The 21860-nt window shown below is 62.2% G+C and carries 26 protein-coding genes and 1 pseudogene; 11 read left to right on the top strand and 16 right to left on the bottom strand.

The annotated features are described in order from the left end of the window. Positions 1–18 precede the first annotated feature (18 nt). Entirely contained in the window at positions 19–2883 is a 2865-nt protein-coding gene (gene gcvP, locus ACVWZ4_RS24735; protein WP_456742264.1) for an aminomethyl-transferring glycine dehydrogenase, read from the top strand. 266 nt (positions 2884–3149) lie between these two features. On the opposite strand, the gene ACVWZ4_RS24730 is transcribed toward gcvP, so the two are convergent. The 3 genes from ACVWZ4_RS24730 to recA form a co-directional block, all read right to left on the bottom strand. Beyond that, on the bottom strand, positions 3150–3980 hold the full coding sequence (locus tag ACVWZ4_RS24730; RefSeq protein WP_456704418.1) for a hypothetical protein: 831 nt from the start codon (positions 3978–3980) through the stop codon (positions 3150–3152). Between the two features lie 47 nt (positions 3981–4027). Beyond that, a complete protein-coding gene (locus ACVWZ4_RS24725; RefSeq protein WP_456763703.1) occupies positions 4028–4954 on the bottom strand; it encodes a hypothetical protein in 927 nt (308 codons plus the stop codon). 242 nt (positions 4955–5196) lie between these two features. Next, entirely contained in the window at positions 5197–6285 is a 1089-nt protein-coding gene (gene recA, locus ACVWZ4_RS24720; protein WP_057747344.1) for a recombinase RecA, read from the bottom strand. Between the two features lie 231 nt (positions 6286–6516). On the opposite strand from recA, the gene ACVWZ4_RS24715 reads away from it, so the two are divergent. Next, positions 6517–6696, top strand: coding sequence for a hypothetical protein (locus tag ACVWZ4_RS24715; RefSeq protein ID WP_456763704.1), 180 nt, complete (start codon positions 6517–6519; stop codon positions 6694–6696). Between the two features lie 100 nt (positions 6697–6796). Here ACVWZ4_RS24715 and ACVWZ4_RS24710 read toward each other — a convergent pair whose 3' ends face one another. Beyond that, on the bottom strand, positions 6797–7069 hold the full coding sequence (locus ACVWZ4_RS24710) for a hypothetical protein (protein WP_456741401.1): 273 nt from the start codon (positions 7067–7069) through the stop codon (positions 6797–6799). Then, on the bottom strand, positions 7047–7247 hold the full coding sequence (locus ACVWZ4_RS24705) for a hypothetical protein (RefSeq protein ID WP_456741400.1): 201 nt from the start codon (positions 7245–7247) through the stop codon (positions 7047–7049). The genes ACVWZ4_RS24710 and ACVWZ4_RS24705 overlap by 23 nt, the downstream gene beginning before the upstream one ends. 321 nt (positions 7248–7568) lie before the next feature. Between ACVWZ4_RS24705 and ACVWZ4_RS24700 the strand changes: the two genes are divergently transcribed. Continuing rightward, the gene (locus tag ACVWZ4_RS24700) at positions 7569–7784 is read left to right on the top strand and encodes a hypothetical protein (RefSeq protein WP_456741399.1); all 216 of its coding nucleotides are present in this window, start codon (positions 7569–7571) and stop codon (positions 7782–7784) included. A 407-nt stretch (positions 7785–8191) separates the two neighbouring features. Here ACVWZ4_RS24700 and ACVWZ4_RS24695 read toward each other — a convergent pair whose 3' ends face one another. Then, entirely contained in the window at positions 8192–8374 is a 183-nt protein-coding gene (locus ACVWZ4_RS24695; protein ID WP_456704420.1) for a hypothetical protein, read from the bottom strand. A gap of 302 nt (positions 8375–8676) precedes the next feature. On the opposite strand from ACVWZ4_RS24695, the gene ACVWZ4_RS24690 reads away from it, so the two are divergent. Further along, positions 8677–8892, top strand: coding sequence for a hypothetical protein (locus ACVWZ4_RS24690; protein WP_456704421.1), 216 nt, complete (start codon positions 8677–8679; stop codon positions 8890–8892). A 2585-nt stretch (positions 8893–11477) separates the two neighbouring features. Further along, complete coding sequence (locus ACVWZ4_RS24685; protein WP_092228052.1) at positions 11478–11681, top strand: hypothetical protein; 204 nt, start codon at positions 11478–11480, stop codon at positions 11679–11681. On the opposite strand, the gene ACVWZ4_RS24680 is transcribed toward ACVWZ4_RS24685, so the two are convergent. Both ACVWZ4_RS24680 and ACVWZ4_RS24675 read right to left on the bottom strand, forming a co-directional pair. Further along, positions 11678–11932, bottom strand: coding sequence for a hypothetical protein (locus tag ACVWZ4_RS24680; protein ID WP_456704422.1), 255 nt, complete (start codon positions 11930–11932; stop codon positions 11678–11680). The genes ACVWZ4_RS24685 and ACVWZ4_RS24680 overlap by 4 nt on opposite strands. A 95-nt stretch (positions 11933–12027) precedes the next feature. After that, on the bottom strand, positions 12028–12321 hold the full coding sequence (locus tag ACVWZ4_RS24675) for a hypothetical protein (protein ID WP_456741398.1): 294 nt from the start codon (positions 12319–12321) through the stop codon (positions 12028–12030). 316 nt (positions 12322–12637) lie between these two features. Between ACVWZ4_RS24675 and ACVWZ4_RS24670 the strand changes: the two genes are divergently transcribed. Continuing rightward, the gene (locus ACVWZ4_RS24670; RefSeq protein WP_456704424.1) at positions 12638–13102 is read left to right on the top strand and encodes a PaaI family thioesterase; all 465 of its coding nucleotides are present in this window, start codon (positions 12638–12640) and stop codon (positions 13100–13102) included. A gap of 119 nt (positions 13103–13221) precedes the next feature. On the opposite strand, the gene ACVWZ4_RS24665 is transcribed toward ACVWZ4_RS24670, so the two are convergent. Continuing rightward, positions 13222–13515: an HdeA/HdeB family chaperone gene (locus ACVWZ4_RS24665; protein ID WP_456742262.1), complete on the bottom strand. Its 294-nt coding sequence runs from the start codon at positions 13513–13515 to the stop codon at positions 13222–13224. A 184-nt stretch (positions 13516–13699) separates the two neighbouring features. On the opposite strand from ACVWZ4_RS24665, the gene ACVWZ4_RS24660 reads away from it, so the two are divergent. Next, positions 13700–13942, top strand: a complete 243-nt coding sequence (locus ACVWZ4_RS24660) for a PilZ domain-containing protein (protein WP_456741397.1) — start codon at positions 13700–13702, stop codon at positions 13940–13942. A 234-nt stretch (positions 13943–14176) separates the two neighbouring features. Here the strand turns inward: ACVWZ4_RS24660 and ACVWZ4_RS24655 are convergent, their stop codons facing one another. Next, on the bottom strand, positions 14177–14410 hold the full coding sequence (locus ACVWZ4_RS24655) for a hypothetical protein (protein WP_456704427.1): 234 nt from the start codon (positions 14408–14410) through the stop codon (positions 14177–14179). A gap of 152 nt (positions 14411–14562) precedes the next feature. Here ACVWZ4_RS24655 and ACVWZ4_RS24650 point away from each other — a divergent pair, with 152 nt between their 5' ends. Continuing rightward, entirely contained in the window at positions 14563–14967 is a 405-nt protein-coding gene (locus ACVWZ4_RS24650; protein ID WP_456741396.1) for a hypothetical protein, read from the top strand. 112 nt (positions 14968–15079) lie between these two features. Beyond that, entirely contained in the window at positions 15080–15409 is a 330-nt protein-coding gene (locus ACVWZ4_RS24645) for a hypothetical protein (RefSeq protein ID WP_456704429.1), read from the top strand. Positions 15410–15465: 56 nt separating this feature from the next. Here the strand turns inward: ACVWZ4_RS24645 and ACVWZ4_RS24640 are convergent, their stop codons facing one another. Together ACVWZ4_RS24640 and ACVWZ4_RS24635 are read right to left on the bottom strand one after the other, a co-directional pair. Continuing rightward, on the bottom strand, positions 15466–15933 hold the full coding sequence (locus ACVWZ4_RS24640) for a DUF6691 family protein (protein WP_456741395.1): 468 nt from the start codon (positions 15931–15933) through the stop codon (positions 15466–15468). Positions 15934–15938: 5 nt separating this feature from the next. Then, positions 15939–16367, bottom strand: a complete 429-nt coding sequence (locus ACVWZ4_RS24635; RefSeq protein WP_456741394.1) for a YeeE/YedE family protein — start codon at positions 16365–16367, stop codon at positions 15939–15941. Between the two features lie 181 nt (positions 16368–16548). On the opposite strand from ACVWZ4_RS24635, the gene ACVWZ4_RS24630 reads away from it, so the two are divergent. Beyond that, entirely contained in the window at positions 16549–17712 is a 1164-nt protein-coding gene (locus ACVWZ4_RS24630) for a GNAT family N-acetyltransferase (protein WP_456738635.1), read from the top strand. A gap of 7 nt (positions 17713–17719) precedes the next feature. On the opposite strand, the gene ACVWZ4_RS24625 is transcribed toward ACVWZ4_RS24630, so the two are convergent. Together ACVWZ4_RS24625 and ACVWZ4_RS24620 are read right to left on the bottom strand one after the other, a co-directional pair. Continuing rightward, complete coding sequence (locus tag ACVWZ4_RS24625) at positions 17720–18385, bottom strand: DsbA family oxidoreductase (RefSeq protein ID WP_456704433.1); 666 nt, start codon at positions 18383–18385, stop codon at positions 17720–17722. Between the two features lie 65 nt (positions 18386–18450). After that, a complete protein-coding gene (locus tag ACVWZ4_RS24620) occupies positions 18451–19272 on the bottom strand; it encodes a helix-turn-helix domain-containing protein (RefSeq protein ID WP_456704434.1) in 822 nt (273 codons plus the stop codon). Positions 19273–19881: 609 nt separating this feature from the next. Here ACVWZ4_RS24620 and ACVWZ4_RS24615 point away from each other — a divergent pair. Further along, a complete protein-coding gene (locus ACVWZ4_RS24615) occupies positions 19882–20055 on the top strand; it encodes a hypothetical protein (protein WP_456741393.1) in 174 nt (57 codons plus the stop codon). Positions 20056–20480: 425 nt separating this feature from the next. On the opposite strand, the gene ACVWZ4_RS24610 is transcribed toward ACVWZ4_RS24615, so the two are convergent. Both ACVWZ4_RS24610 and ACVWZ4_RS24605 read right to left on the bottom strand, forming a co-directional pair. After that, on the bottom strand, positions 20481–21341 hold the full coding sequence (locus tag ACVWZ4_RS24610; protein WP_456741392.1) for an outer membrane protein: 861 nt from the start codon (positions 21339–21341) through the stop codon (positions 20481–20483). Positions 21342–21580: 239 nt separating this feature from the next. Next, positions 21581–21794, bottom strand: a pseudogene (locus tag ACVWZ4_RS24605) (transposase domain-containing protein); the annotation flags it as partial. Positions 21795–21860 lie beyond the last annotated feature (66 nt).

Below are 21860 nucleotides of genomic sequence, written 5' to 3'. Positions count from 1 at the left end.
CTGAAGCGAGGACCCATGATGACCGCGCAGCGCAAATCCAACGGCGAGACCACCCCTTTCGTTCGCCGCCACATCGGCCCGTCGGCGCGCGATGTCACCGCAATGCTCGAGACTGTCGGCACGAAAAGCGTCGAGGCGCTGATGGCGGAAACGCTGCCGGCCTCGATCCGGCAGGCCACTCCGCTCGATCTCGGCAAGCCCCTCGGCGAGACGGAGGCGATCGCGCATATGGCTGAGCTCGCTCGTCAGAACCAGGTCTTCACCTCGCTGATCGGCCAGGGCTATTCAGGAACGATCCTGCCCGCGGTGATCCAGCGCAACATTCTGGAGAACCCGGCCTGGTACACGGCCTACACGCCCTACCAGCCCGAAATCAGCCAGGGCCGGCTCGAAGCGCTGTTCAACTTCCAGACCATGATCTGCGACCTCACCGGGCTCGATGTCGCCAACGCCTCGCTGCTCGATGAGGCAACCGCCGCGGCCGAAGCCATGGCACTGGCGGAGCGGCACTCGAAGGTCGAAGCAAAGGCCTTCTTCGTCGACAAGGACGTGCATCCGCAGACCCTGGCCGTGATGCGCACGCGCGCCGAACCGTTCGGCTGGAATCTGGTGGTCGGCGATCCGCTCACCGATCTCGACAAGGCAGACGTGCTCGGCGCGCTGCTGCAATATCCGGGAAGTTCGGGCGCGGTGCGCGACCTCAGGCCTGCGGTCGCAGCGCTGAAAGCGAAGGGCGCGCTTGCGATCGTTGCCGCCGATCTCCTGGCCCTGACGCTGCTCGCCTCGCCCGGCGAACTCGGCGCCGACATTGCCATCGGTTCGGCGCAGCGTTTTGGCGTGCCGATGGGTTATGGCGGCCCGCACGCGGCCTATATGGCGGTGCGCGATGCGCTGAAGCGCTCGCTGCCCGGCCGCATCGTCGGCCTTTCCGTCGATTCACGCGGGATGCCTGCCTATCGCCTGGCTCTGCAGACCCGCGAGCAGCACATCCGCCGCGAGAAGGCGACCTCCAACATCTGCACCGCGCAGGTGCTGCTCGCCGTGATCGCCGCAATGTACGCGGTCTATCACGGTCCCGAGGGGCTCGCGCAGATCGCACGCAACGTGCATCGCCGCACCGCCGTGCTCGCGAGCGGCCTGCGCAAGCTCGGCTTCGCACCGCAGTCCGAGAGCTTCTTCGACACGCTCAGCGTCGATGCCGGCACAGGGCGCGCCGTGATCATCGCGCGCGCGGCGGCCGAGAAGATCAATCTCGGCGTCGGTGAGACCGGCTTGCGCATCGCGCTCGACGAGACCACCACGGCTGCGACCGTGGAAGCGGTCTGGCGTGCCTTCGGCGGCCAATTGTCCTACGCGGAGATCGATGCCACGACGCACGAGGCGCTGCCGGACACGCTGAAGCGTACGACCTCTTTCCTCACCCATCCGGTGTTCCACGCGCATCGCTCGGAAACCGAGATGCTGCGCTATATGCGCAAGCTCAGCGATCGCGACCTCGCGCTCGACCGCGCGATGATTCCGCTCGGCTCCTGCACGATGAAGCTGAACGCGACGACTGAAATGATGCCGCTGACCTGGCCGGAATTCGGCAGCCTGCACCCGTTCGCCCCGCGCGAGCAGGCCAACGGCTATCACGCGCTGTTCGCGCAGCTTGAAAAATGGCTCTGCGACATCACCGGCTATGACGCCATCTCACTGCAGCCGAACTCGGGCGCGCAAGGCGAATATGCCGGACTTCTGGCTATCCGGGGTTATCATGCCGCGCGCGGAGAGAGTCACCGCAAGATCTGCCTGATCCCCTCCTCCGCTCACGGCACTAACCCGGCCTCGGCCGCGATGGTCGGCATGGACGTGGTGGTTGTGTCTTGCGAGAAGAACGGCGACGTCGATGTCAACGATCTCCGTGCGAAGGCCGAGAAGCATTCGAACGATCTCGCCGCGGTGATGATCACTTATCCCTCGACCCATGGCGTGTTCGAGGAGCATATCAAGGAGATCTGCGACATCGTCCACGGCCATGGCGGCCAGGTGTATCTCGACGGCGCCAACCTGAATGCGCAGGTCGGCCTTAGCAGGCCCGGCGATTACGGCGCCGATGTCAGCCATCTCAATCTGCACAAGACCTTCTGCATTCCGCATGGCGGCGGCGGCCCCGGCATGGGCCCGATCGGCGTGAAGGCGCATCTTGCGCCGTTCCTCCCCGGTCACCCCGCGACGAAGGCGGATGCTCCAGTCGGCCCGGTCTCGGCCGCGCCGTTCGGCTCGGCTTCGATCCTCACCATCTCCTACATCTACATCCTGATGATGGGCGGCGAAGGTCTGAAGCGCGCGACCGAGATCGCGATCCTCAATGCCAACTACATCGCGGCGCGCCTCGATGCGCACTTCCCGGTGCTCTACAGGAACACGAGGGGCCGCGTCGCGCATGAGTGCATCATCGATCCTCGTCCTCTGAAGGCAACGTCAGGCGTCACCGTCGACGACATCGCAAAGCGCCTGATCGATTACGGCTTCCATGCGCCGACCATGAGCTTCCCGGTGCCGGGCACGCTGATGATCGAACCGACGGAGTCGGAATCCAAGGCCGAGCTGGATCGATTTTGCGATGCCATGATCGCGATCCGGAAGGAGATTGCCGAGGTCGAGGCCGGTCGCTTCAAGATCGAGGCATCGCCGCTGCGCCACGCCCCGCACACCGTGCACGACATCGCCGATGACGATTGGAAGCGTGCCTACGCCCGCAGCGAAGGCTGCTTCCCCGCGGGCGTCTCGCGCACCGACAAATATTGGTGCCCGGTGGGGCGCGTCGACAATGTCTACGGCGATCGTAATCTGGTATGCTCCTGCCCGCCGGTGAGCGATTACGCCGAAGCGGCGGAGTAGGACGCGACGGTGGTTTCGTAGGGCGGGCAAAGCGAAGCGTGCCCACAACCTTTGCATCCGGTGTGAAAGATGGTGGGCACGGCGCTTGCGCGCCTTTGCCCAGCTGTGGCGCCGAGCGCGCCTCTAAGGCGCAACCAACAATCGGCTTTTGCGATCCCATCGCCAGAGCCGCTCGCTGGTCAACTCGGTCCCGCCCCACCAGCGCTTGATCCGGTTGTGACGCCACATATCGTCTTTGCGCGCTACAAGTGAACGCCCAAGCTCAGTCAGCGTGACCTCCACTCGCTCCTGCCGAAGTAGCGATCCTCATTGTCGAACGATGGATCGCCCAACAGGACCGGCGGGACCGAATGTCCCCCCAGTTCGATCAGGGCATCTTGCGCGTCGGATCCGTCGAATACATCGCGAAGCCACCTCGCCTCGGAGATGCGCCCCGGGTCGGTGTACCCTTGGTCCACAAAATCCAGCAGGTCCATTTCGCTGGCACCCAGGCCCGTCACGCTGTCCGGAAGCTCTTCAAGCACCGCAATGAGCGCCGATCGAAGTCTCGGCAGGATCGTCAGATCCGTCATCAGCAAATCGAAACAGGGCTCTGGGGTTTCAGCCCGGTAGGCTCTCCAGGCGCGGCTCGCCGTCGCCAAATGGTTGTCGGTCACCTTGAAGGCCGGCAGCTTCCATTTTGCGACCGATTCCGGTGCATAATTTGCAACAATGTCGTCCGTATGCACGAAGCTCAGCTTCGTCGTGATCTCCTTGTAAGGGCGAAGAAGGTCGAGCAGCCAGACGAGCACGAGCTGATCGTTAGCGAGAGGATCGACCCAGATTTCAATCGAGTCGAACTTTGCACAAAGCTCGAAGAAACCGATATCGCGGCTGCCGAAGCCTTCCAGCGAGCCACGACAAACGCCGTCGAGCCAATGGTCGCCGGGATTGCAGTGCTTGGCTGATCGCCGCTCCAGCCCCATCAAAAGCTGTTCTTCGGAAGGCAATTTCCTCCAAACGAAACGAAGATAGAACCCGAGCGTGAGGTTCGCGAGGCCTGACCCCCGGAGCACGTCTTCGGCAGGATCATTCGTGGCTAAGATCAAATGGGACACGATTGTCTGTCAAAATTGCTACGCAACGCTCTGACGACGCGTACGCATTAATCAGGAGCGATGAGTGAAAAGGCCTCCCGGTCCCACTGCCACAGCCGTTCGCTGGTCAGGTGGGTACCGCCCCACCACCGGTCGATCCGGTTGTGCCGCAGAAAATTCTCGTAGCCACCAAGCACCGCTTTGCCGAACTCGGTGAGCAACAACCGGGATTGCTTGTACCGCGCGTGACGGAGGGCATCGTTGTGCATGTCGAATGTAAATGGCCCTTCCTCCAGCCCGGACACGGCCGGCACCGGAGAGCGGACGAGCCCGTCGAGCAGCGCTCCGACTTCCCAATAGTCGAAGACGCGACTCTCGTTGCGCTTCTGATGTCCCGGAAAGACGTCGAAGGGCCGCGCTTCGCCAGGCGCAACCAGCTCCAGGATCCGCGTCTCCGTAGCTCCCAGACCAGATGTGACGCCCGGAAGCTCTTCGAGCAGATCAATGATCGATTGCTCAAGTTGTGGAAACAGACTCAAATCCGCCTTGAGGAGATCGAACCAAGCCTGCGGCGTCGGCTCACGATAAGCCCGCCAGAGACGACCGGCCAGTTCGAGGTGATCATGTGTAGGCCTGACCATCGGCGGGTTGAGTTGCGCAAATTGCCCTGGATCGGCAGCACCAGCAGCGCCGTCCAGCTGACGCATCATGAGCTTGGAGACCGCCGCGTCCTCGCTGCTGCAATGATCGAGCAGCCAGAGCAGAAGCAATTGGGCGTTCGGCTCCCACCCGATCCACAATTCGGCCGAGCCACATTCTGACAACAGCTCGATCAATCCGTGACCCTTCAGGCCCGATTCATCGAGACGCCAGGACGGCGTATCGTCGAGCCAGTGAAGCCCTTGAGGCTGCGTCGCGCGCGGCGCAAAGAACGCATCGCGCTCCGCAGCGGACGGCAATCGTCCCCACACGAGCCGACGCTCGATCGCGATCACGAGGTCGGCACAGCCCGCCTGTTGGATGGCGCCGGCGATGGACGAGTCAGTCGTCACGATGAGCTTCGTCTTTGCTCGCATCACACCAGCCGATCACGACAACGCGCAAAAAGAAACGGGCACTGCCGACGTCGGCAACTCAACGTCCTCAGCGCCCGCTCCTCGCGAAAACTCTTGGAGCATGATCCGGAAAAGTGTGTAGCGGTTTTCCGATCAGATCATGCTCAAAACAACAACCCGGTCTACTCGTCCGCCGGCTCCTCGCCGTCGGCGTCGCTCTCGGGCGTGCCGGCCAGGATCTGCTCGGAAATCAGGCCGGAGTTCTGGCGGATCGCGGTCTCGATCTTGGCGGTGATGTCGGGGTTGGACTTCAAGAACGCTTTCGAGTTCTCGCGACCCTGACCGAGGCGCTGGCTGTCATAAGAGAACCAGGCGCCGGACTTTTCGACGATGCCGGCCTTGACGCCGAGATCGAGGATCTCGCCCATCTTGGAGACGCCCTCGCCGTACATGATGTCGAACTCGACCTGCTTGAAGGGCGGCGCCAGCTTGTTCTTCACCACCTTCACGCGCGTCGTGTTGCCGACCACTTCGTCGCGCTCCTTGATCGCGCCGATGCGGCGGATGTCGAGGCGGACCGAGGCGTAGAACTTCAGCGCGTTGCCGCCGGTCGTGGTCTCCGGCGATCCGTACATCACCCCGATCTTCATGCGGATCTGGTTGATGAAGATCACCATGGTGTTGGACTTGTTGATGGAGGCCGTGAGCTTGCGCAGCGCCTGGCTCATCAGACGGGCCTGCAGGCCCGGCAGCGCATCGCCCATCTCGCCTTCGAGCTCGGCCTTCGGCACCAGCGCCGCGACCGAATCGACCACCAGCACGTCCACCGCACCCGAGCGCACCAGCGTGTCGCAGATTTCCAGCGCCTGCTCGCCGGTATCCGGCTGGGAGATCAGGAGCTCGTCGATATTGACGCCGAGCTTGCGGGCATAGACCGGGTCGAGCGCGTGCTCGGCGTCGATGAAGGCGCAGATACCGCCTTTCTTCTGGGCTTCCGCCACCGTGTGCAGCGCCAGCGTGGTCTTGCCCGAGGATTCCGGCCCGTAGATCTCGACGATACGCCCTTTGGGCAGGCCGCCGATGCCGAGCGCGATATCCAGCCCCAGCGAGCCCGACGAGACCGCCTCGATATCCATCGAACGGTCGTTCTTGCCGAGCTTCATCACCGAGCCCTTGCCGAACTGACGCTCGATCTGGGAGAGCGCGGCAGCGAGAGCTTTACTCTTGTCCATGGAAGATCCTTCGACGATACGCAGGGCAGTGGTGGACATTGGGTCGTGCTCCTTATGGCGAGGATTCGCGCGGGGGACAAACGGTTGGCGGGGCGGCTCGTCGATAAAAACAACGTACACCGTTTGTTCCAGGTTCGCAATATGTTCTTTTGGGGAAAAGGTAGTCTCCGTATTTGACCTGCAGTGTCCTAAATTGAATTTGATGGTGTCCTAAGTTGTTTTCAGCCATTTGGCCGGTGGTATAATCGTTCTATTCGGGGCACGAGTGCCATGGACTATCGCGCTTACATCTTAGACGATGAAGGGCGCATCACCGGCGTGCATGAGCTGGATTGCGCCAACGACGAAGAAGCCAAAGAGAAGGCGGCCCAATTGCTCGACGGGCACGACCTAGATATCTGGCGGCGAGAACGGCACGTCGCCCGATTGAAGCATCACACGCGACAGTAATGCCGTCTCATTGGCGTTCGCCCTCTGTCCCGGCCCTTGACCTAAATCAAAGGTATTTCAACATAGAACAAAGTAAGGCCGCCTCATCTTGACGGCCTCTTCATTCCTCATCTGGATTGCGCCCATAGCTCTCAGCGGCCGCGCGGTCAGCCTGACGCTTGGCCTTACGCAGAAACAGTTCAAGATAGTCTTTGAGGTTGGTGTAACTGGCTGCCGAGATGTCGGACGGGAGGGTCAGCGTAACTGGCCCCTCGTCGGGGTTGAACACCTCCTGCAACATGCCGGGCTTCTCCTGATGCCCAATAGCAGCCACAGCGCTCTTCGCCGCCACTCCCTTCATCCAACCAAACCTATTTTTCGCCGCTGGCGTCATCGTACTGCCCGGCTCCTCTTGGCCGGATGATCTCGGGGACGCCAAGGATGCGCTGGCGGAGGTCCTTCACGAACAGGTCCGCGCTCTCGCTGTCGCGCTTGCCTGTGCGGCAGGAGACGATGGCCTTGGCCGAGGAGGCCAGCGCAATGAACGTGTACTGGTCGCCCTTGTGGCTCATTTCGTGGCGCTCAACCTAAAGCTTTCCCCAGCTTACGACCTATCCACAGGGGCGTCCTAATTCCCCCTCTGCGCGTGTCAAAACGAAAGGGCCACCGCTCTGGAACAGTGGCCCTACCGGGTTTCAATAATTCCGAGCTGAAATTCTTCACCAGCCCCGGCGCGCCAGTTTTTCTTCTGGTATCGGGTTCCGGCTATAACGTATGTGAATCCGAGAGTGTCCTAATCCCAAATTGCCAGTGTCCGAATTGGGACTGTACCGGGAAAAAGGTAGTGTCCCAGTTTGTTCTGCGCAGTGTCCTAATTCGCTGTAAGGTGCGGGATGGACCGCGCCATGCTGCACGAGCATTTAGTGATAGCCGAGCGCCACATTGCCGATGGCCTGAAGCTTCTTGCCAAGCAGGAGGCGCTGATATCGGAACTTGACCGGCACCAACACGATATCGAGGGCGCGCTGGCCGTGCTGGCGACCATGAGGGAAACGCAGTCGCTGCATATTGACGACCGTGACCGCATATTGAAGGAGCTGGAACGGTAAGGCCATTGTTTGGCTCAATGGCCGATGGTCCCCCGGGCTCAAGCCTCAGTTTGTGGAGGAGTCCACCCCAGAGAAACGCCCTGCGCCTAAGCCAACCCGGCTAGAGGAGGCGCGGCGCCGCGTTGAGGAGTACGCCGCCGAGTTGCGGAAGATCATCCAAAAGCTACGGCGCAAGATGCACTCAGGCCGCCTCGGTTGGGGCCTTCTTTCATTTAGAGCGCGGCTGATAGGTTTGCCATCCCGCGCTTGTATCGGTCGACAGACGGATCAACCTCCAGCCGTTGCCGCTCCACGATGTATGTCTTGCCGCTGACGAACGTCGCGAGCGGAATCTCTGGTTGCCACTGATGCGCCGCCAACCAAGTTGCAGGTACCTGCAAATTGAAAGAGGCCGCACCGAGGCGGCCTTACTCTGCGGCGTCTTGGACGGTGCGGATGCGTGCGGCGCGCTGGGCCAACTGGTCGTAGTTCTTGGCCACCTTGCGGAGCGACTGTCTCACTTCCTCATGCTCGCAATTGTCAGCCTTGGTGCGGAACTCTTCCGCTCGATTTCGGAAGTACGTGGGTGAATGCATACGCTCGATGCCCATGACACCAATCCCTCAATTGGGTCTCCGTCCCCATAATGGATTTGAAGCCTATCGTGTTCCCCGGACGAATAGACGTTCGAGGTGGCCCCAAACTGGGCCACTGGGGGCCAGCGCCAAGCAATCGGTACTGTCCGTATTTGACCCTCATTGTCCCAGTTTGTTCTGGCTAGCGTCCTAAGTTCACTTTTGAACCAAAGTGACGTGAGATAGTTTGCCCCTCATCACCGGCCGAGGCTCTGCCCGTAGGCGTCGGTGGCTGAGAGACCGAGAGCGCTCCCGCCTGCACAACAGGGAGCACCGCCATGACGGATAAGCCCGTCTATTTTGTCCGCCATTTTGCTGCGGAGATTGCCGAACAGAATGCCCGAATACGGGAGCTGATCGCGCAAGCATGCGAGGTGCTGAAACTGCCAAAGCCAGACACCTTTCTCGGACGCAAGACCCAGGAGCCCTTCCCAAAGGAGGACCTGCCTCCGGTAACAGGCTTGCAGTCTCCGGATCCAAGGAACTCAACCTGATTTGAGCCCCGGCCTGGCCGCACCCATGGTGACTGGCGACTAGCGATGGCTTGCCGAGCATCAGGTCTCCAACCGCCGCAACGCCGTCGTTCGGCGGCGCCGTCATTCCCACACATCGATCTCGCAATCCGCGGAGAAGCTCGGGCTGCATGGCCGCATCAAAGAGGCGCGCTGTGCGATGCTCTTTTGAATTCGCGTGCAAAATGTCGCGGGCACGCTCCGTCCCCGGGCTTCACCCTTATCGGCGGGACCGCTTGGCGAGGAATACCCGATGGGCTTTGCCCCGTTGAGGCGATCGATGGGAGATGCTCGTCAATGCATGGTGCGCGCATAGCAAAAATCACGCGATACACACGCATGTAGGTCGGCATGAGCTACGGCTACGCTACGGCCCAATTGGTCTGATTATCAGAATTCTGAGGCTGCAAACATGCAGCGGCCCCACCAACGCTGATACACATGGCGGGGCCGCCTGCTCAACGAGCTCCGGGGCTGGAATCCGAGCCCGAAGGCCACCCGACTGTACGCCCATCCGCCTATAATGGTGCTTGAAACAAAGGAGCACTCATTTCGGAGTATCCTAATCAACGTGTGCGGTGCAGCGGCTCCGGGTACCTTGTGGGACTGGAGAGAGGATCTGACGCCGGGGCCGCGAGCGCACCAACTCGAATACACCTGGCACGCCGCGACAAGGCTCTGCCTCGTACCTTCCTGGCGCACCGCAGCCATGTAGCTCGGCTTTGGGAACGACTGCCATGGACCACCGCGCTTACATCTTGGAGCACCAAACTCGGCAATAAGGCCGCCTCGGTTGGGCGAGTTCGTCCAGCCAACGCCGTCGTTCTCCCACCGAGAAATTTGGCATTTTTTTTCAGGAACGATGGCTTTCGCCGCGCGTCTGTTCGGAGCCCCCAGCCAGATAGGACAGCCCCCCGACTGCTGGAGGAAAACCCGCGTCACGCGGGTTGGCGGCCCCTCCCATCGGGGCCGTTTAAATTTCCAAGGGGAGAGATCAAGGCCGCCTTCAGTTGGCGGCCTCTTTCATGTCTTTGATGCGTCAAGACACATCGTCAACTTCTCGCGCAACTCGGCCATCGTACCGGTACGGTCGTATTCGGCCCCAAGCGTCCTACCAGGCTGAATCTGCTGGACCCCTGCGCGTGGTGTAGAAGCGTCCCGTCGCATCGAGCTTGATGAGACGTGGGACTCCATCGGCAAGAAGCAGAAGCGCGTCGGATGGACCGGCATTCACCTCTGCGGGTGCCTGAATCGAAAGGGGCCGCTTCTCAGCGACCCCTTGCCGGTTACAATCTTGTTCGGGATGAAATCCAGCCCCGGCAACAACCACCGTAGCGTTACCAAAAAGCCAAGTGGATTCCGGACAATTACCGTTCGCAATGCTGTCCTAATCTGGCTCGCGGGCGAACAAAAAAGCCCCGGCTCGCAGGGTTGGGGGGCATGAGCCGGGGCCATTCACTTGGGGTCGCCCTTGGGGAAGGGCATCGGGAAAACTCGGCAATGAGCCAAGCGTTCCAGCGGCCCCAGTTGATTCGCAGACTGGGCTGACTGATGCGTGTTTTGCTCTTACGGCACGGTTCCGTGCGCGTCCGTCCACACCGGTACACTGCTGCAAGTAAGGCCGCGCTTCTTACCGGTCGATGCCTACTGTGCATGGGGTTGTTTTCGCGTTTTGCGGCAAGCCGCTTCCGGCAACACGCCGCAAGCGCCCGTGCGGCTACATCAGCACCAGTAGCACGACCCCGATCACCAACACCACGAAGCCGGCCGCCGTCGCGGCGGCAAATGACCGCTCAACCTTATCCATGATGCCACCCCGCTATCGACGCGCCACGTATCCCCCATGGCTTCGCCGTGCCCGCAAAGTGTCGCCAACGGATGTGTCCTAAGTTGTGCGGCCGGATGTCTGAATTGGGACGCGCGGCCTTTTCGCAAGCCACGCACAAGCTTGCGTAAGGCGTTTGTCAGCCGAATGCTCTAGCGTTGCTTCACCCGATCGACCAACATCGGGTCTCCATACCCAGTCGACCCCGCTCTGCCCCGAGCGGGGTTTTCTGTTTTCGGCGCGTGGGTGTGAAGCTTGACTGCGCAAGTCGACATCGGGTCGGATCCTGCCTTGTCAGGCTGTCGTAAGCTGAGCGGGCTACGGTCACAGGGCTATGGTGTTGCAGCCCAGCACCTCAGCCTCCAATAACCTTCTCCCCGCCCGGCTCTCCCCTGGCGGGGTTTTTTCTTGTGAGGGCTCGCGGCGCGCGCGTGCGTGAGTTCGTGAGTCATCGGCGTCTGTCCGACTCGTCCGGGTCGCCATCACGCGACAAGTCTTCGAAACGCCGGACCCGCTCGGCCCGGAATCCCTGCCCGTGGTTCTCCGGCCATGAACAGAGTTCCTGGCCGAAAGCGCGCGTCCATCGGCTCCGCCTTTCGGAATCTGATTTCGCTTGTTTCGAAGCGCGCGCGCTTTCGGGATTTTCGTGAATTTTCCTCGACTTAACGGCAAATTTCTCTTGTGGAATATTGTCGCGCTCAACATGTTAGCCGACACGGAGAGGTGAATCGTGTAGGTGACCATGAATCACAGGGGCGTTGAGTTCACGATTGCGAAGACGGCGATCCCGGGCGTCTGGCAATGGCAATTCCGGATCGGCGATGAGACCAAGACGGGCAGGACCGAGACGAAGATCGATCTTCTGGCAATCCGTCGCGTGCAGCTGCGCATCGATCGGGAGTTGAAGGCCATCGGGCACAAGGCAGAGCGGCCGAACCGGGGCTAATCGGCGCTGGGCAGCCGTCGCATGGTGAATTCGATGTCGCCGCCGGGCAATTCGCGCCAATTCTCGACCTCGCTCATGTAGCCCGCCTTGGGATAGCGCGCGAAGAAGGCCCGCGCTCTCGCCCGTGCGGCATCGCGCGGCAGGGTGAAACTCTCGCGCAGATAGCCGTCGCCGGCCTTGTCAGCCGGTGCGACGGCCTGCTTGCGCCGGCGCGCCATCCGATCGGCGAGGTCCCGCGGGCGATCCGCCATATCCAGCCTCCTCAACGCAATACTGCCAGAGAATGTAGGATCAGGGCCGAGCCAAGGGGAGTCCCGAAAGTCGGTTTACTCGCCCCGGGGCCGGGTCAATTGGCGGCCTTGGTGGTCTTCTTGGGCGTGCTGGTGACGACCGTGGCCTTCTTCGGCGCGGGTTGCTTCGGCGCATCGGCGCGCATTCCGCCCCAGGGATCGTTGGCCGCCTTGGCGTCCGGAATCTTCTTGAGCGTTTCCTTGTAAGCCTGATCGCGTGCGGCATCCGCGGCCTTTTCGTCGTCAGTTTTGGACGGGCCGTCCGCCATCAGATTAATGTGGGGCGAATCCTGCGCGAAGGCCGGTCCAGCCACCAGCGCGAGCACCGCCGCCAAACGAATAAGCTTCATCACTCACTCCTGATTCATCGTCTCGGCGCCGGCGGCGCCTCAATTTGCTAGAGCCGATCCGATCTGCACGATTTCGGCCCCTGGAGCCAGTCGTCCCAGATCGGGCCGCATTTGGTGCAGCCACTCAGCGCCAGACCAAGCACGGCTAGGCAAAATACCAGGATATATCGACGCGACATCGTCCACCCGCTCCCAAGCGTGGCATCATACCGGGCGAAGTCGGGCATTTTCAAGCCGACCGCCGGCCGGTGACTTGGCCGGTCGCAAGCGGGCAAAATGGGCGAAACATCCGGCAACCCAGGAGAGAACGACAGCAATGCCTTCGCAGCCAGAAGCCGAATTCGGGATCATCGAGGCCAGACGCATCCTCGGCGAGGTCTTTGCGCCCTGGGTGCAGGATCTCAACCTCTCCGTCGAGCGCATCGAGCACGCGCCGCCCGCGAACACGCCGGACTGGCAGCCGGGCGCCCTGCTCCGCATGCCATTCTCGGAGCGGCTATGCCGCAATGGCGGCGTTGTCTGCGGCCAGGCCTTGATGGCGCTGGCCGACACCGCAATGGTGATCGCAAACCTCGCCGCCAACAGCGGCTATCGGCCGATGACGACGGTGGACCAGACCACGCATTTCATGCGCGCGGTGTCCTCGTCGGACGTGCTGGCGGATGCGCGCGTGGTGCGCCTTGGTCGCACCATGAGCTTCGGCCGCGTCACCCTGCTCTCCGCCATCGACAACAAGCAGGTCGCGATGGTGTCGAGTGCATTCGCGATGCTTCCGGGCTGACGATCGCCCGAAGGTAACAGAGCCGCGTGAGCGCAAAAGCAAACCGCGGCTCTCGATGACGATCCTACTGAAGCGATAGACCGGTACGTGATCGCGTCTCCGTCAGCACGCTTCGATCATTACTTGCCGCGGACTTCGTCGGCGGCGGCGACGATGCTGACGTTCGGGTTGGTGCCGCAAGAGGCACCGAACTTCTTGGCGTTTTCGACAAACATGTCGGTGTCGATGATCGCGTTATCCTCATCGCCCTTGTACCAGCCGTCCATCAAGGTCAGCACCATCTTGATGGTGTCGTCCCCGCTCTCGAGGAATTGCTTGCAGCTCATGGTCGCGAGATCGAGCTTGGTGGCGTGGGCGGGCATGGACGACAGCGAAAGCGCTGCGGCGAACAGAAGCGAAAGCGTGATCTTGATCGGAATCTCCACCGGGGCGAAACGCCATTAAGGAAAGGCTTGCGGGTAAACTCGGCGGAAAATGACTCGCCGTCTCAACGTCGTAAACGAATTCTGAATCGCCGCGCAAGTAGCGCCGCGGTTGAGTTTAGATCAACGCAATTTCCATGCACTAGTTTACGATCGTCACTACGGATGAACGCAGATGATTGAGAAACGCGCAGCACAGCGTCACCGGGTCTTCAAAGGTGGCACGATCTGCTTTGAAAATAGCGGTATCGCGTGCACCGTACGAAACATGTCGGACGGCGGCGCGGCGATCGACCTCGATACGTCTGTCACGTTGCCACACTCGTTCACGCTCTCCATCGCACGCGACAAATTCGTGCGGAATTGCCGTACCGTTTGGCGGTGCGACAGGCGCATCGGCATCGCTTTCCTGCGGTAGCGCACGCGATGTGAACGACTGTTCGCATCGCATCTACATCACGATCATGATTGCCTGATCGTTGTGCCCGGCGGCGGATTGGATCCGGTGGCCTCGGCGTGAACGGAAACACCAGCGTGCGTTCGTCGATGGCGGCGTGAACGGGCCGTCGTTGCGGGCCTCCGCGAACTGCCGTTTGCAGGACGAGGACGCAAGCCGGCGTGATCTGCAGCCGTCCCGCCACACCGCCTCGTTCTATTTCGGCTTCGTCGCCGACCCGCTCGGACGCGCCCCGCCCCATGGGTCATACTTTTCCTTCGGCTCCGGAATACGCTCGAGCGCGGCCTTGTAAGCCCTATCGTCGACCTTAGGCTGGTTGTCCGTCTTCCGGCTGTCGTTGGCATGACGCCGACCGCCGCCCCCCATCTGCGCCTGCGCGGCGGCTACCGTCAGCGCCAGCACCGCGGTCGCAATGACCAAAATCCTCATTGGTGCTATCCCCCTGATCTGAGGTACAAACTAGCGTGCAATCCCATGTTAGCCAATGTGGCGACCTCCGCTTCTTCAGCAAATATTGATTTGGCGGGACTTCGTCTCGACGAATTCAAGCCTATTTGTTGCCCCGCGGGGGACCTTCACGGATGTCGCGGATTGTTGCTCATGTGTTGCTGCTTGCCGGCGCGCTCGCGCTCGGCGCGTGCGGCTTTGCCGACAGTCGTGCGCCGGTGCCTGAGTTCATGCGCCTCAAGGAAGCCGAGCAACCGCCTCCCGAACCGCCGCCCGACGTCAAGCGGGTCGTCCGCGAGCAGATTGACGTGGTCTTCCTCAACACGTCGTATCCGCGCGACGTGCAAGTCGCCCTGCCCCATCACGAGGTCCGTGGAGCGGGCTGGACCGCCTGCGTCCGCGCGCAACTCACCTCCGCCACCGGCTCTGCGTTGGGCATCCAGACTTACATCGTGACAATCAACGGCGGAAAGGTCATCGACCGGCGGCGCGCGGAAGCCGACGACATCTGCGGGTCGGAAGCCTATGAGCCGATTTAGCGACGGATCGCACCAACGATCATCCGGTTCCGGGAAAAAGCTGTAACTCGGCCGGAACGATCGTTGCCTCCCATTCTTGTTACCGCCGAGGGCAGTTTCGGAGGAGCACAGGATGAGGACGTTCACGATTGCACTGCTGGCCGGTGTCGGGGCTCTCGCTGCGGCGAGCAGCGCGAGGGCCGCGGATTTCTACACGACCAGCGAATACACCAGTCCCGATCTCGTTCAGGAAGTTCGGCTCGTCTGCGATGACGCCGGCAATTGCTATCGCACCCACGGCGGCGCGCGCGTGATCGTACGCGACTCCTATGCGCGGATGCCGCGCGAGCGCTATTACGAGCGCCGTTCCTATCGCGACTGGGACGATGGTCCGCACGCCGGCGTCGGCATTCGCGCGCCCGGTGTCAGCGTGGGCGTCGGAGTTGACGGCGACCGCTGGTAAGCAACAAATCACGGTGGACGGGACCGGACGAGGCAGTTCGCCCGGTCCCGTCTGTTTCAGGTCTCAAGCGGATCGACCGGCGCGGCGAGGCGCGGCGACGAGGGCAGCTGCGCGAGGAAGCGAGCAAGCACCATGCCGGCAAACATCGCGACGACAAAGACAAAGGCCGAGATCGATCCGAAGCCGAGCGCGGTCAGTGCCGGTCCAGGACAGAAGCCGGCTAGTCCCCAGCCGATGCCGAAGATCGCAGGACCGACGATGATCTTCGGATCGATGTCGCTGCGCGTCGGCACGTGGAAGCGATCCGCGAACAACGGGTGCGCAAGCTTCAGGACATGTCTGAAGCCGGCAAAGGTCACGGCCACCGCGCCGGCCATCACGAAGGCGAGGCTGGCGTCCCATGTCCCTGCCGGGATACTGCCGAGATCGAGGAAGTTCAGCACCTTTGCCGGATTCGACATGCCCGAGATGATGAGCCCGAGGCCGAACAGCAAGCCGATAGCGAATTGGACGAGAACGGTCATCGCAATCAGCTCCAGTGCCGCATCAAGTAGACCGTGGCGACGCCCGTCGCCATGAAGGTGACGGTCGCGATCAGTGAGCGCAGCGACAAACGCGACAGACCGCAGACGCCATGGCCTGAGGTACAGCCGCTGCCCCATACCGAACCGAATCCTGTGAGCAGTCCCGCGACAACAAGCACCAGTGTTCCCGCAGCGATCGTCTGCTCCGGCAGGCTGCCCGTGACGAGCCGCACCAGCACGGGCGACGCAATGAGGCCCGCGACAAAGCCGAGCCGGCCGGCGAATCCGCGATCCTCGTAAGGTGGAAACAACCGCGACGCGATCCCGCTGATGCCGGCGATCCGCCCCGTCGCCCACATCAGGAGCACGGCGGACAGCCCGATCAGCGCGCCCCCGCACAGCGAGGCAATCGGCGTGAAAGGCGTGGCGACCATTTGATCCTCCGGCTCGAGGGCTTCCCCTACTGCATCGGACGGGGAACCTGCCTGATGCTCAATGAGACGTTAACAATACCACTCGAATTGAGGTGGCGTCCCAACTCTATTTTCCAATCTTTGCGCTAAGCATGACCGCGTAACGCTGGTCGCACGCCCAGCGTGAACGGGGACGACGGACGTGGTCGATATCGCGCACCAGGCTGCGATGAAACCGGCATCGGTGAAGGATGCAGCGCGCGCGCTTGTCCCGCTCACGGCGGTCGAGCCCGGCCAGTGGCGCGCGCTGGCGCAGCGGGCCGTCGAGCCGAATGGCTACTACCTGCCAGCGTGGGAACTGGCCGTCAGTGCCAGCGCGCGCGGCCGTGTCGGTGCCTCGGCCCTGTCGGTTTGCGGCGGCTCCGCGACGCGTCTGATCGGCTTGATGCCTGTGATCTCGCTTTGGCGGGCCTGGAAGATACCGCTGCCCGCGCTGGTGAGCGCGCATCCCTATGGCACTCTGTGCAGCCCGCTGATCGACCGCGACGTCTCGATCGAGGCCGCGACGCGGCTGCTGCAAAGGGCGCGCGAGGCCGGAGCACATGCGCTGATTCTGCGCGACGTCGCGCTCGACGGCGCCGCGATGGGTTCGCTCAAGGACGCACTCGGCCGGGCCGGCCTGAAACCGCGCGTGCTCGACTGCTATGTCCGCGCCAGCCTGGATGCGACGCAGGACGGCGACGGATTACTGCACGCCGCGCTCGGTACCAGGAAACTCAAGGAGCTGCGCCGGCAACGCCGTCGCCTGGCGGAGCATGGCTCGATCAGCTTCGACGTCGCAACCAAGGCGGAGGAGATCAGGCCGGCACTCGAAAATTTCCTGCAACTCGAAGCCAGCGGCTGGAAGGGCCTGCGAGGCACGGCATTGATCCAGAACGCCGGCGATGCAGCCTTCATCCGCCGCGCCGTTCCCGCGCTCGCGGAGACCGCTCAATGCGAGATCGTCACCTTGCGCGCCGGCACGACGTCCGTGGCCGCCGGCATCGTGCTGCGCCACCAGGATCGCGCCTTCTTCTTCAAGCTCGGCATCGACGAGCGCTTCGCCAAATATTCGCCGGGCGTACAGCTTACGCTCGACCTGACCCGCCATCTCTGCGCCGATCCGTCCATTGCGAGCGCGGACTCCACCGCGAGCGCCGATCATCCCATGATCAACCCGATCTGGCGCGGCCGCCTTGCGATCGGTGACGTGCTGATCCCGCTACGTCGGAACGATCCGGTGGTCGGGCTGATCCATGCAGCGCTGGTCGCGCGTGGCTATGCCCGCGAGACGGCACGCCGCGCGATCCAGCTGCTCAGCAACTAAGCCGGCGCTACTCCGCCGCCTGTGCGTTGATCTCCGCCGAGACCTGGCGGATGGCGCGCGCAAGCATATGCGGATCCTGCGCGCCGGAGACGGCATATTTCTGCGCGAACACATAGGTGGGCACGCCGGAGATACCCTTCTCGGCAGCCTCCTGTGCGTCGGCCGACACGCGCGCGACATCCTGGTCGGTGGCGAGGCGCTTGCGCACCTCCTCGGCATCGAGACCGATGTCGGTGGCCGCCTGCACCAGCACGTCGACGTCGGTGAGATCGCCGCCATCCCGGAAGTACAGCTCCATCAGGCGCTGCTTCATCTCGGGCGCCTTGCCGATTGCTTCGGCCCAGAGGATCAGGCGATGGCAGTCGGTCGTGTTGGGTTGGCGCGCGACCAGCTCGGGCCTGTAGACGAGGCCCTCTTCACTTGCCGCCGCGACCACGCGGCCCGCAATGCCCTTATAGGCCTCGACCGAGCCGAACTTGGTGGTGAGATACTCCTCGCGGCTGATGCCCTCGCGCGGCACCCAGGGATTGAGGAAGAAAGGGCGGAAATTCAGCTTCACCGGGACGTCGGGCACGAGCGCGAGCGCGCTCTCGATCCGGTGCTTGCCGATATAGCACCACGGACACACCACGTCGGAGACGACATCGATCTGGAGCGGTTTCAGGGTGCTCATGAGCGCCTCCTTCGGCGGTGCGGGTTTTGCCCAAGATAAGCCGCTCCCCCGCCCAGACAAGTGCGCTAGCACATGGCTGCGGCCATCTGCCTGAGGCGCTCGGCAGTGCGCTCGTCCGCCGGAAAGAACGTCTCCAGCGCCAGCTCCGACAAGGTGATGTCGACGGGCGTGCCGAACACCATGGTGGTGGAGAAGAAGCTTAGTATTTCCCCGTCCTGGCGCAGCTTGAAGGGGATCGCGACATTGTCGCCCGACAGCGGCCCCGCGCGCGCCGGAATCGGATAGCTCTTCAGGTCGTGGTAGAGCTTGATCAATTCAGGATCGGCCGTCGCCTCGCATTGCCGGTGCAAACGCTCGAGCAGATGCGCGCACCACTCCGCAAGATTGACCGTCCGCGGTGCCAGTGCTTCGGGGTGAAAGGCGAGCCGCAGCACGTTGACGGGCTGGCCGAGCAGCCGTTCCGGAATGCCTGCGAGCAGCGGAGCCACCATGCGGTTGGCGGAGACCAGGTTCCAGTGCCGGTCATAGGCCAGCGCCGGATTGGGCTCATGGGCCTTGAGGACGAGGTCGATCGCTTGCCGGGCTGACTTCAAGGCGGGATCCTCCAGCGTGCGCTGCGGAAAGGCCGGCGCGTAGCCGGCGGCAACCAGCAGCACATTGCGTTCGCGCAAGGGCACATCCAGACGCTCGGCGAGCCGCAGCACCATCTCGCGCGAGGGCGCGGCGCGGCCGGTCTCGACGAAGCTGAGATGGCGCGCCGATATCTCGGCCTCGCCCGCGAGATCGAGCTGGCTCATGCGGCGGCGCTGCCGCCACTCGCGCAAATGGTCGCCGATATGGGCCGGCTGGCTGGGTTCGGCTCGTGCCGCGGATGCATGTGCGTTCATGGTCGAAAACCTACCACGCACATTTCGCCCCATCCATTACCCCCGAGGTAATGGATGTCGGCACCTGGCCGATTGCAATCACGGCTTCAAAACATCCCGGCGGCAGTCGCTGCCGATCTTTCCGGAACAGCATCATCAGGCTTCCGGCAAGCGCGTGAAGAGCCATTTTCCCGCAAGCGCCCTGCCTTTCGAGGTACCTCGGCCTGGGAGGTCAAAACAGGCGGTGAGCTGCCTCTTTTGAACAGTCATTCCTTCTCGATTGCAGGCGTAAACTGCTTGTGCGAACCAAGCTTTGATCGGATAGCTCTGGCTCGCGAGCCGCGGCGGCCCTGCCGGGCTCCTGCGAGACGGGAGGCGGGTCATTCGGAGCTCGCGAGCGGAATTGGAGCTCTCGCTGAAGGCTCTCTCTGCCGGTCGAGCCAAAGCTCGGGGTCGGCAAGGCTGACAGCGGACCTACACACGCAGCTACTTCTTCCGTCGCTGTCGCGGCGGCGCCCCACGTCTACGCGGTACGCGCACCCGGTAGTTCGCTGCGGCCATTGCACGGTCATTATCTTGGAAGATCTGCTGCGGGATTAATTGAGGCGACCGATTTCGGACGGAGGGCCCATGAGCGTTAAAGCGGTAATGGCGACGATCCTCCAGAACGAGCTCGCATTGCGTGGCGTGCATTCGTTGACGCCATCTGACTACGAGGAAATCGTGGAGCTGTTGATCGAGCGGCTCAGAGAACTGGAAGTTGGCTTGGCAGCGCGAGCACTACCCGACAAGCACGAGCTGTAGTGCCCGTTCCCAAATCTGGAAGCGCGAGGCGCCTCTCACCGAGACAGTGATGAACAGGTCCTCCTCGATCAAAGACGAATTTGCGATTGGTTGTCGCGTGGAGATAAAGTCCTCAGCGGGGCCGCGCCTGAGCGGCAAGACCGGGACTGTGATTGGTATTGGCTATCATCCAGAAAGTCTCCGGATCCTCTTGGACGGGTCGAAATCACCGATTACTCTTCACTTCACGTATCTAGTGGTCGTGAACAAGTGATCTGGCACACCGGACTTTCGACGCGTTCAAGCGTCGCGGGACAGGACCAGCCACCCAAAGAGCGGGGCGCTCAGACGCGAATATCGAGCGCGTATTGCTGGCGCTGCCGAGCCTTTGCCCTCCCGCTTGCACAGCTAGAGCGCCACGACAAGGCTCTTAAGTATGCAGAGGGTCAGTATCTGGCAACGACGGGGCCACCAAACTTGTAGGCTATTCCTAGCGTTGCGATGTGAGAAGTGAGTTTCAAATCCGTCGCTACCGTTACGATTGAAACGCCGGGGGACACCAGCGGCAGCGAATTGCTCCACGTTCCGAAGTCCGAGTAACGATACTCAGCACGCAGCATCCAGTTTTCAAAGATTTTCGCGTCGATGCCGACGCCGGCCGTCCAGCCCAATCGGGTTGTGCTGTTCGTGACCGTCGCGAAAACTGGGATGGCAGTCGGTCCGCAAACGGGATCAGTTAGGCTAGTTTGGCAGGTTGCGGAGTTGGAGAAGTTCTGGAACGCGATACCGCCGGTCCCATAGAGCAAAACGTTGGGAGTTATCAGATATCCGAGCCGGCCCCGCAAATCCGCATCCCATCTAGCTTTTACACTCGATACATCGGCTCCGGGTCCGGGGACACCCAAAATGCAACTGAACGTGCAGCCGGGCACTCCAACAGTCTGGACCGCACTGTCAAAATAGGCTGCATCGAGAATAATACCTGCAACCCACTGAGGCGCGAACTGATAGTCATATCCGGCAAAGCCCCCATAGCGACCACCTGAGGGGCTAAAGCGTCGAGGCGAACTACCGTCTACGGTTGGTGGAGGAATTACAAAGCCCGGTGCAACAACGCCAATCGACGTAGTCGCCCAATTGGCGTTGGTCTGCTCGCCGCCGAGCGAGGCCCCAACATAAAAGCCCGTCCAAGTCGAAACGATTGCTTGGGGCACTTTATACTGAGGGGCTTTCACAGCCATGTCGGCAGCGGATGCGCCCATTGCGCTGGCCGCCAGGACAGATAATGCCAAAGCAAGTCTTTTCATAAAAGCCTCCAAACCTCGCCGCATGACACAAGGCACTCGCCGAGGCACCCACCAAAGCATAAGCAAGTTCGTCGCGCGCGGATGTAACGTTCAAGCCACAGTCAAAACCTTTCGGTGGCGTCACATCGCCTTCTGCCCCCTTTCTTCCGCCGATTGGGCGGGAGCCAAAGCACCGGTGTTCTCGGGCCAGGTTCTTTTGGTCACCCGAACGGGCAAATCGGCGATCTGCTGCCATAGGCCTATCCCGCGACGGTCCTTGTGATGACCTCGGCGAGGTAGGCGTGCGGTTCGATGCCGAGGAGTTGTGCAGGTCTCGATCAGCGAGGCGATGACTGCCCAATGCTCGCCGCCGCCATCGGAGCCCGCCAAGAGCGCGTTTACGGTTCAGGCGATTGGCCGGATCGCGCGCCCGACGACGTTGGAGTCGATCTCGACGCAGCCGTCGTGGAGGAAGCCGGGTCAGGCACCCCGGCCGGTACCGATCAGACCGATCACAGTCTCGACGTCAGCGCCTCGGCC

The sequence above is a fragment of the Bradyrhizobium sp. USDA 4472 genome, from assembly GCF_054058595.1.
The sequence above is the reverse complement of the archived record's forward strand: the minus strand, read 5'-3'. Positions and strand labels throughout refer to the sequence as shown.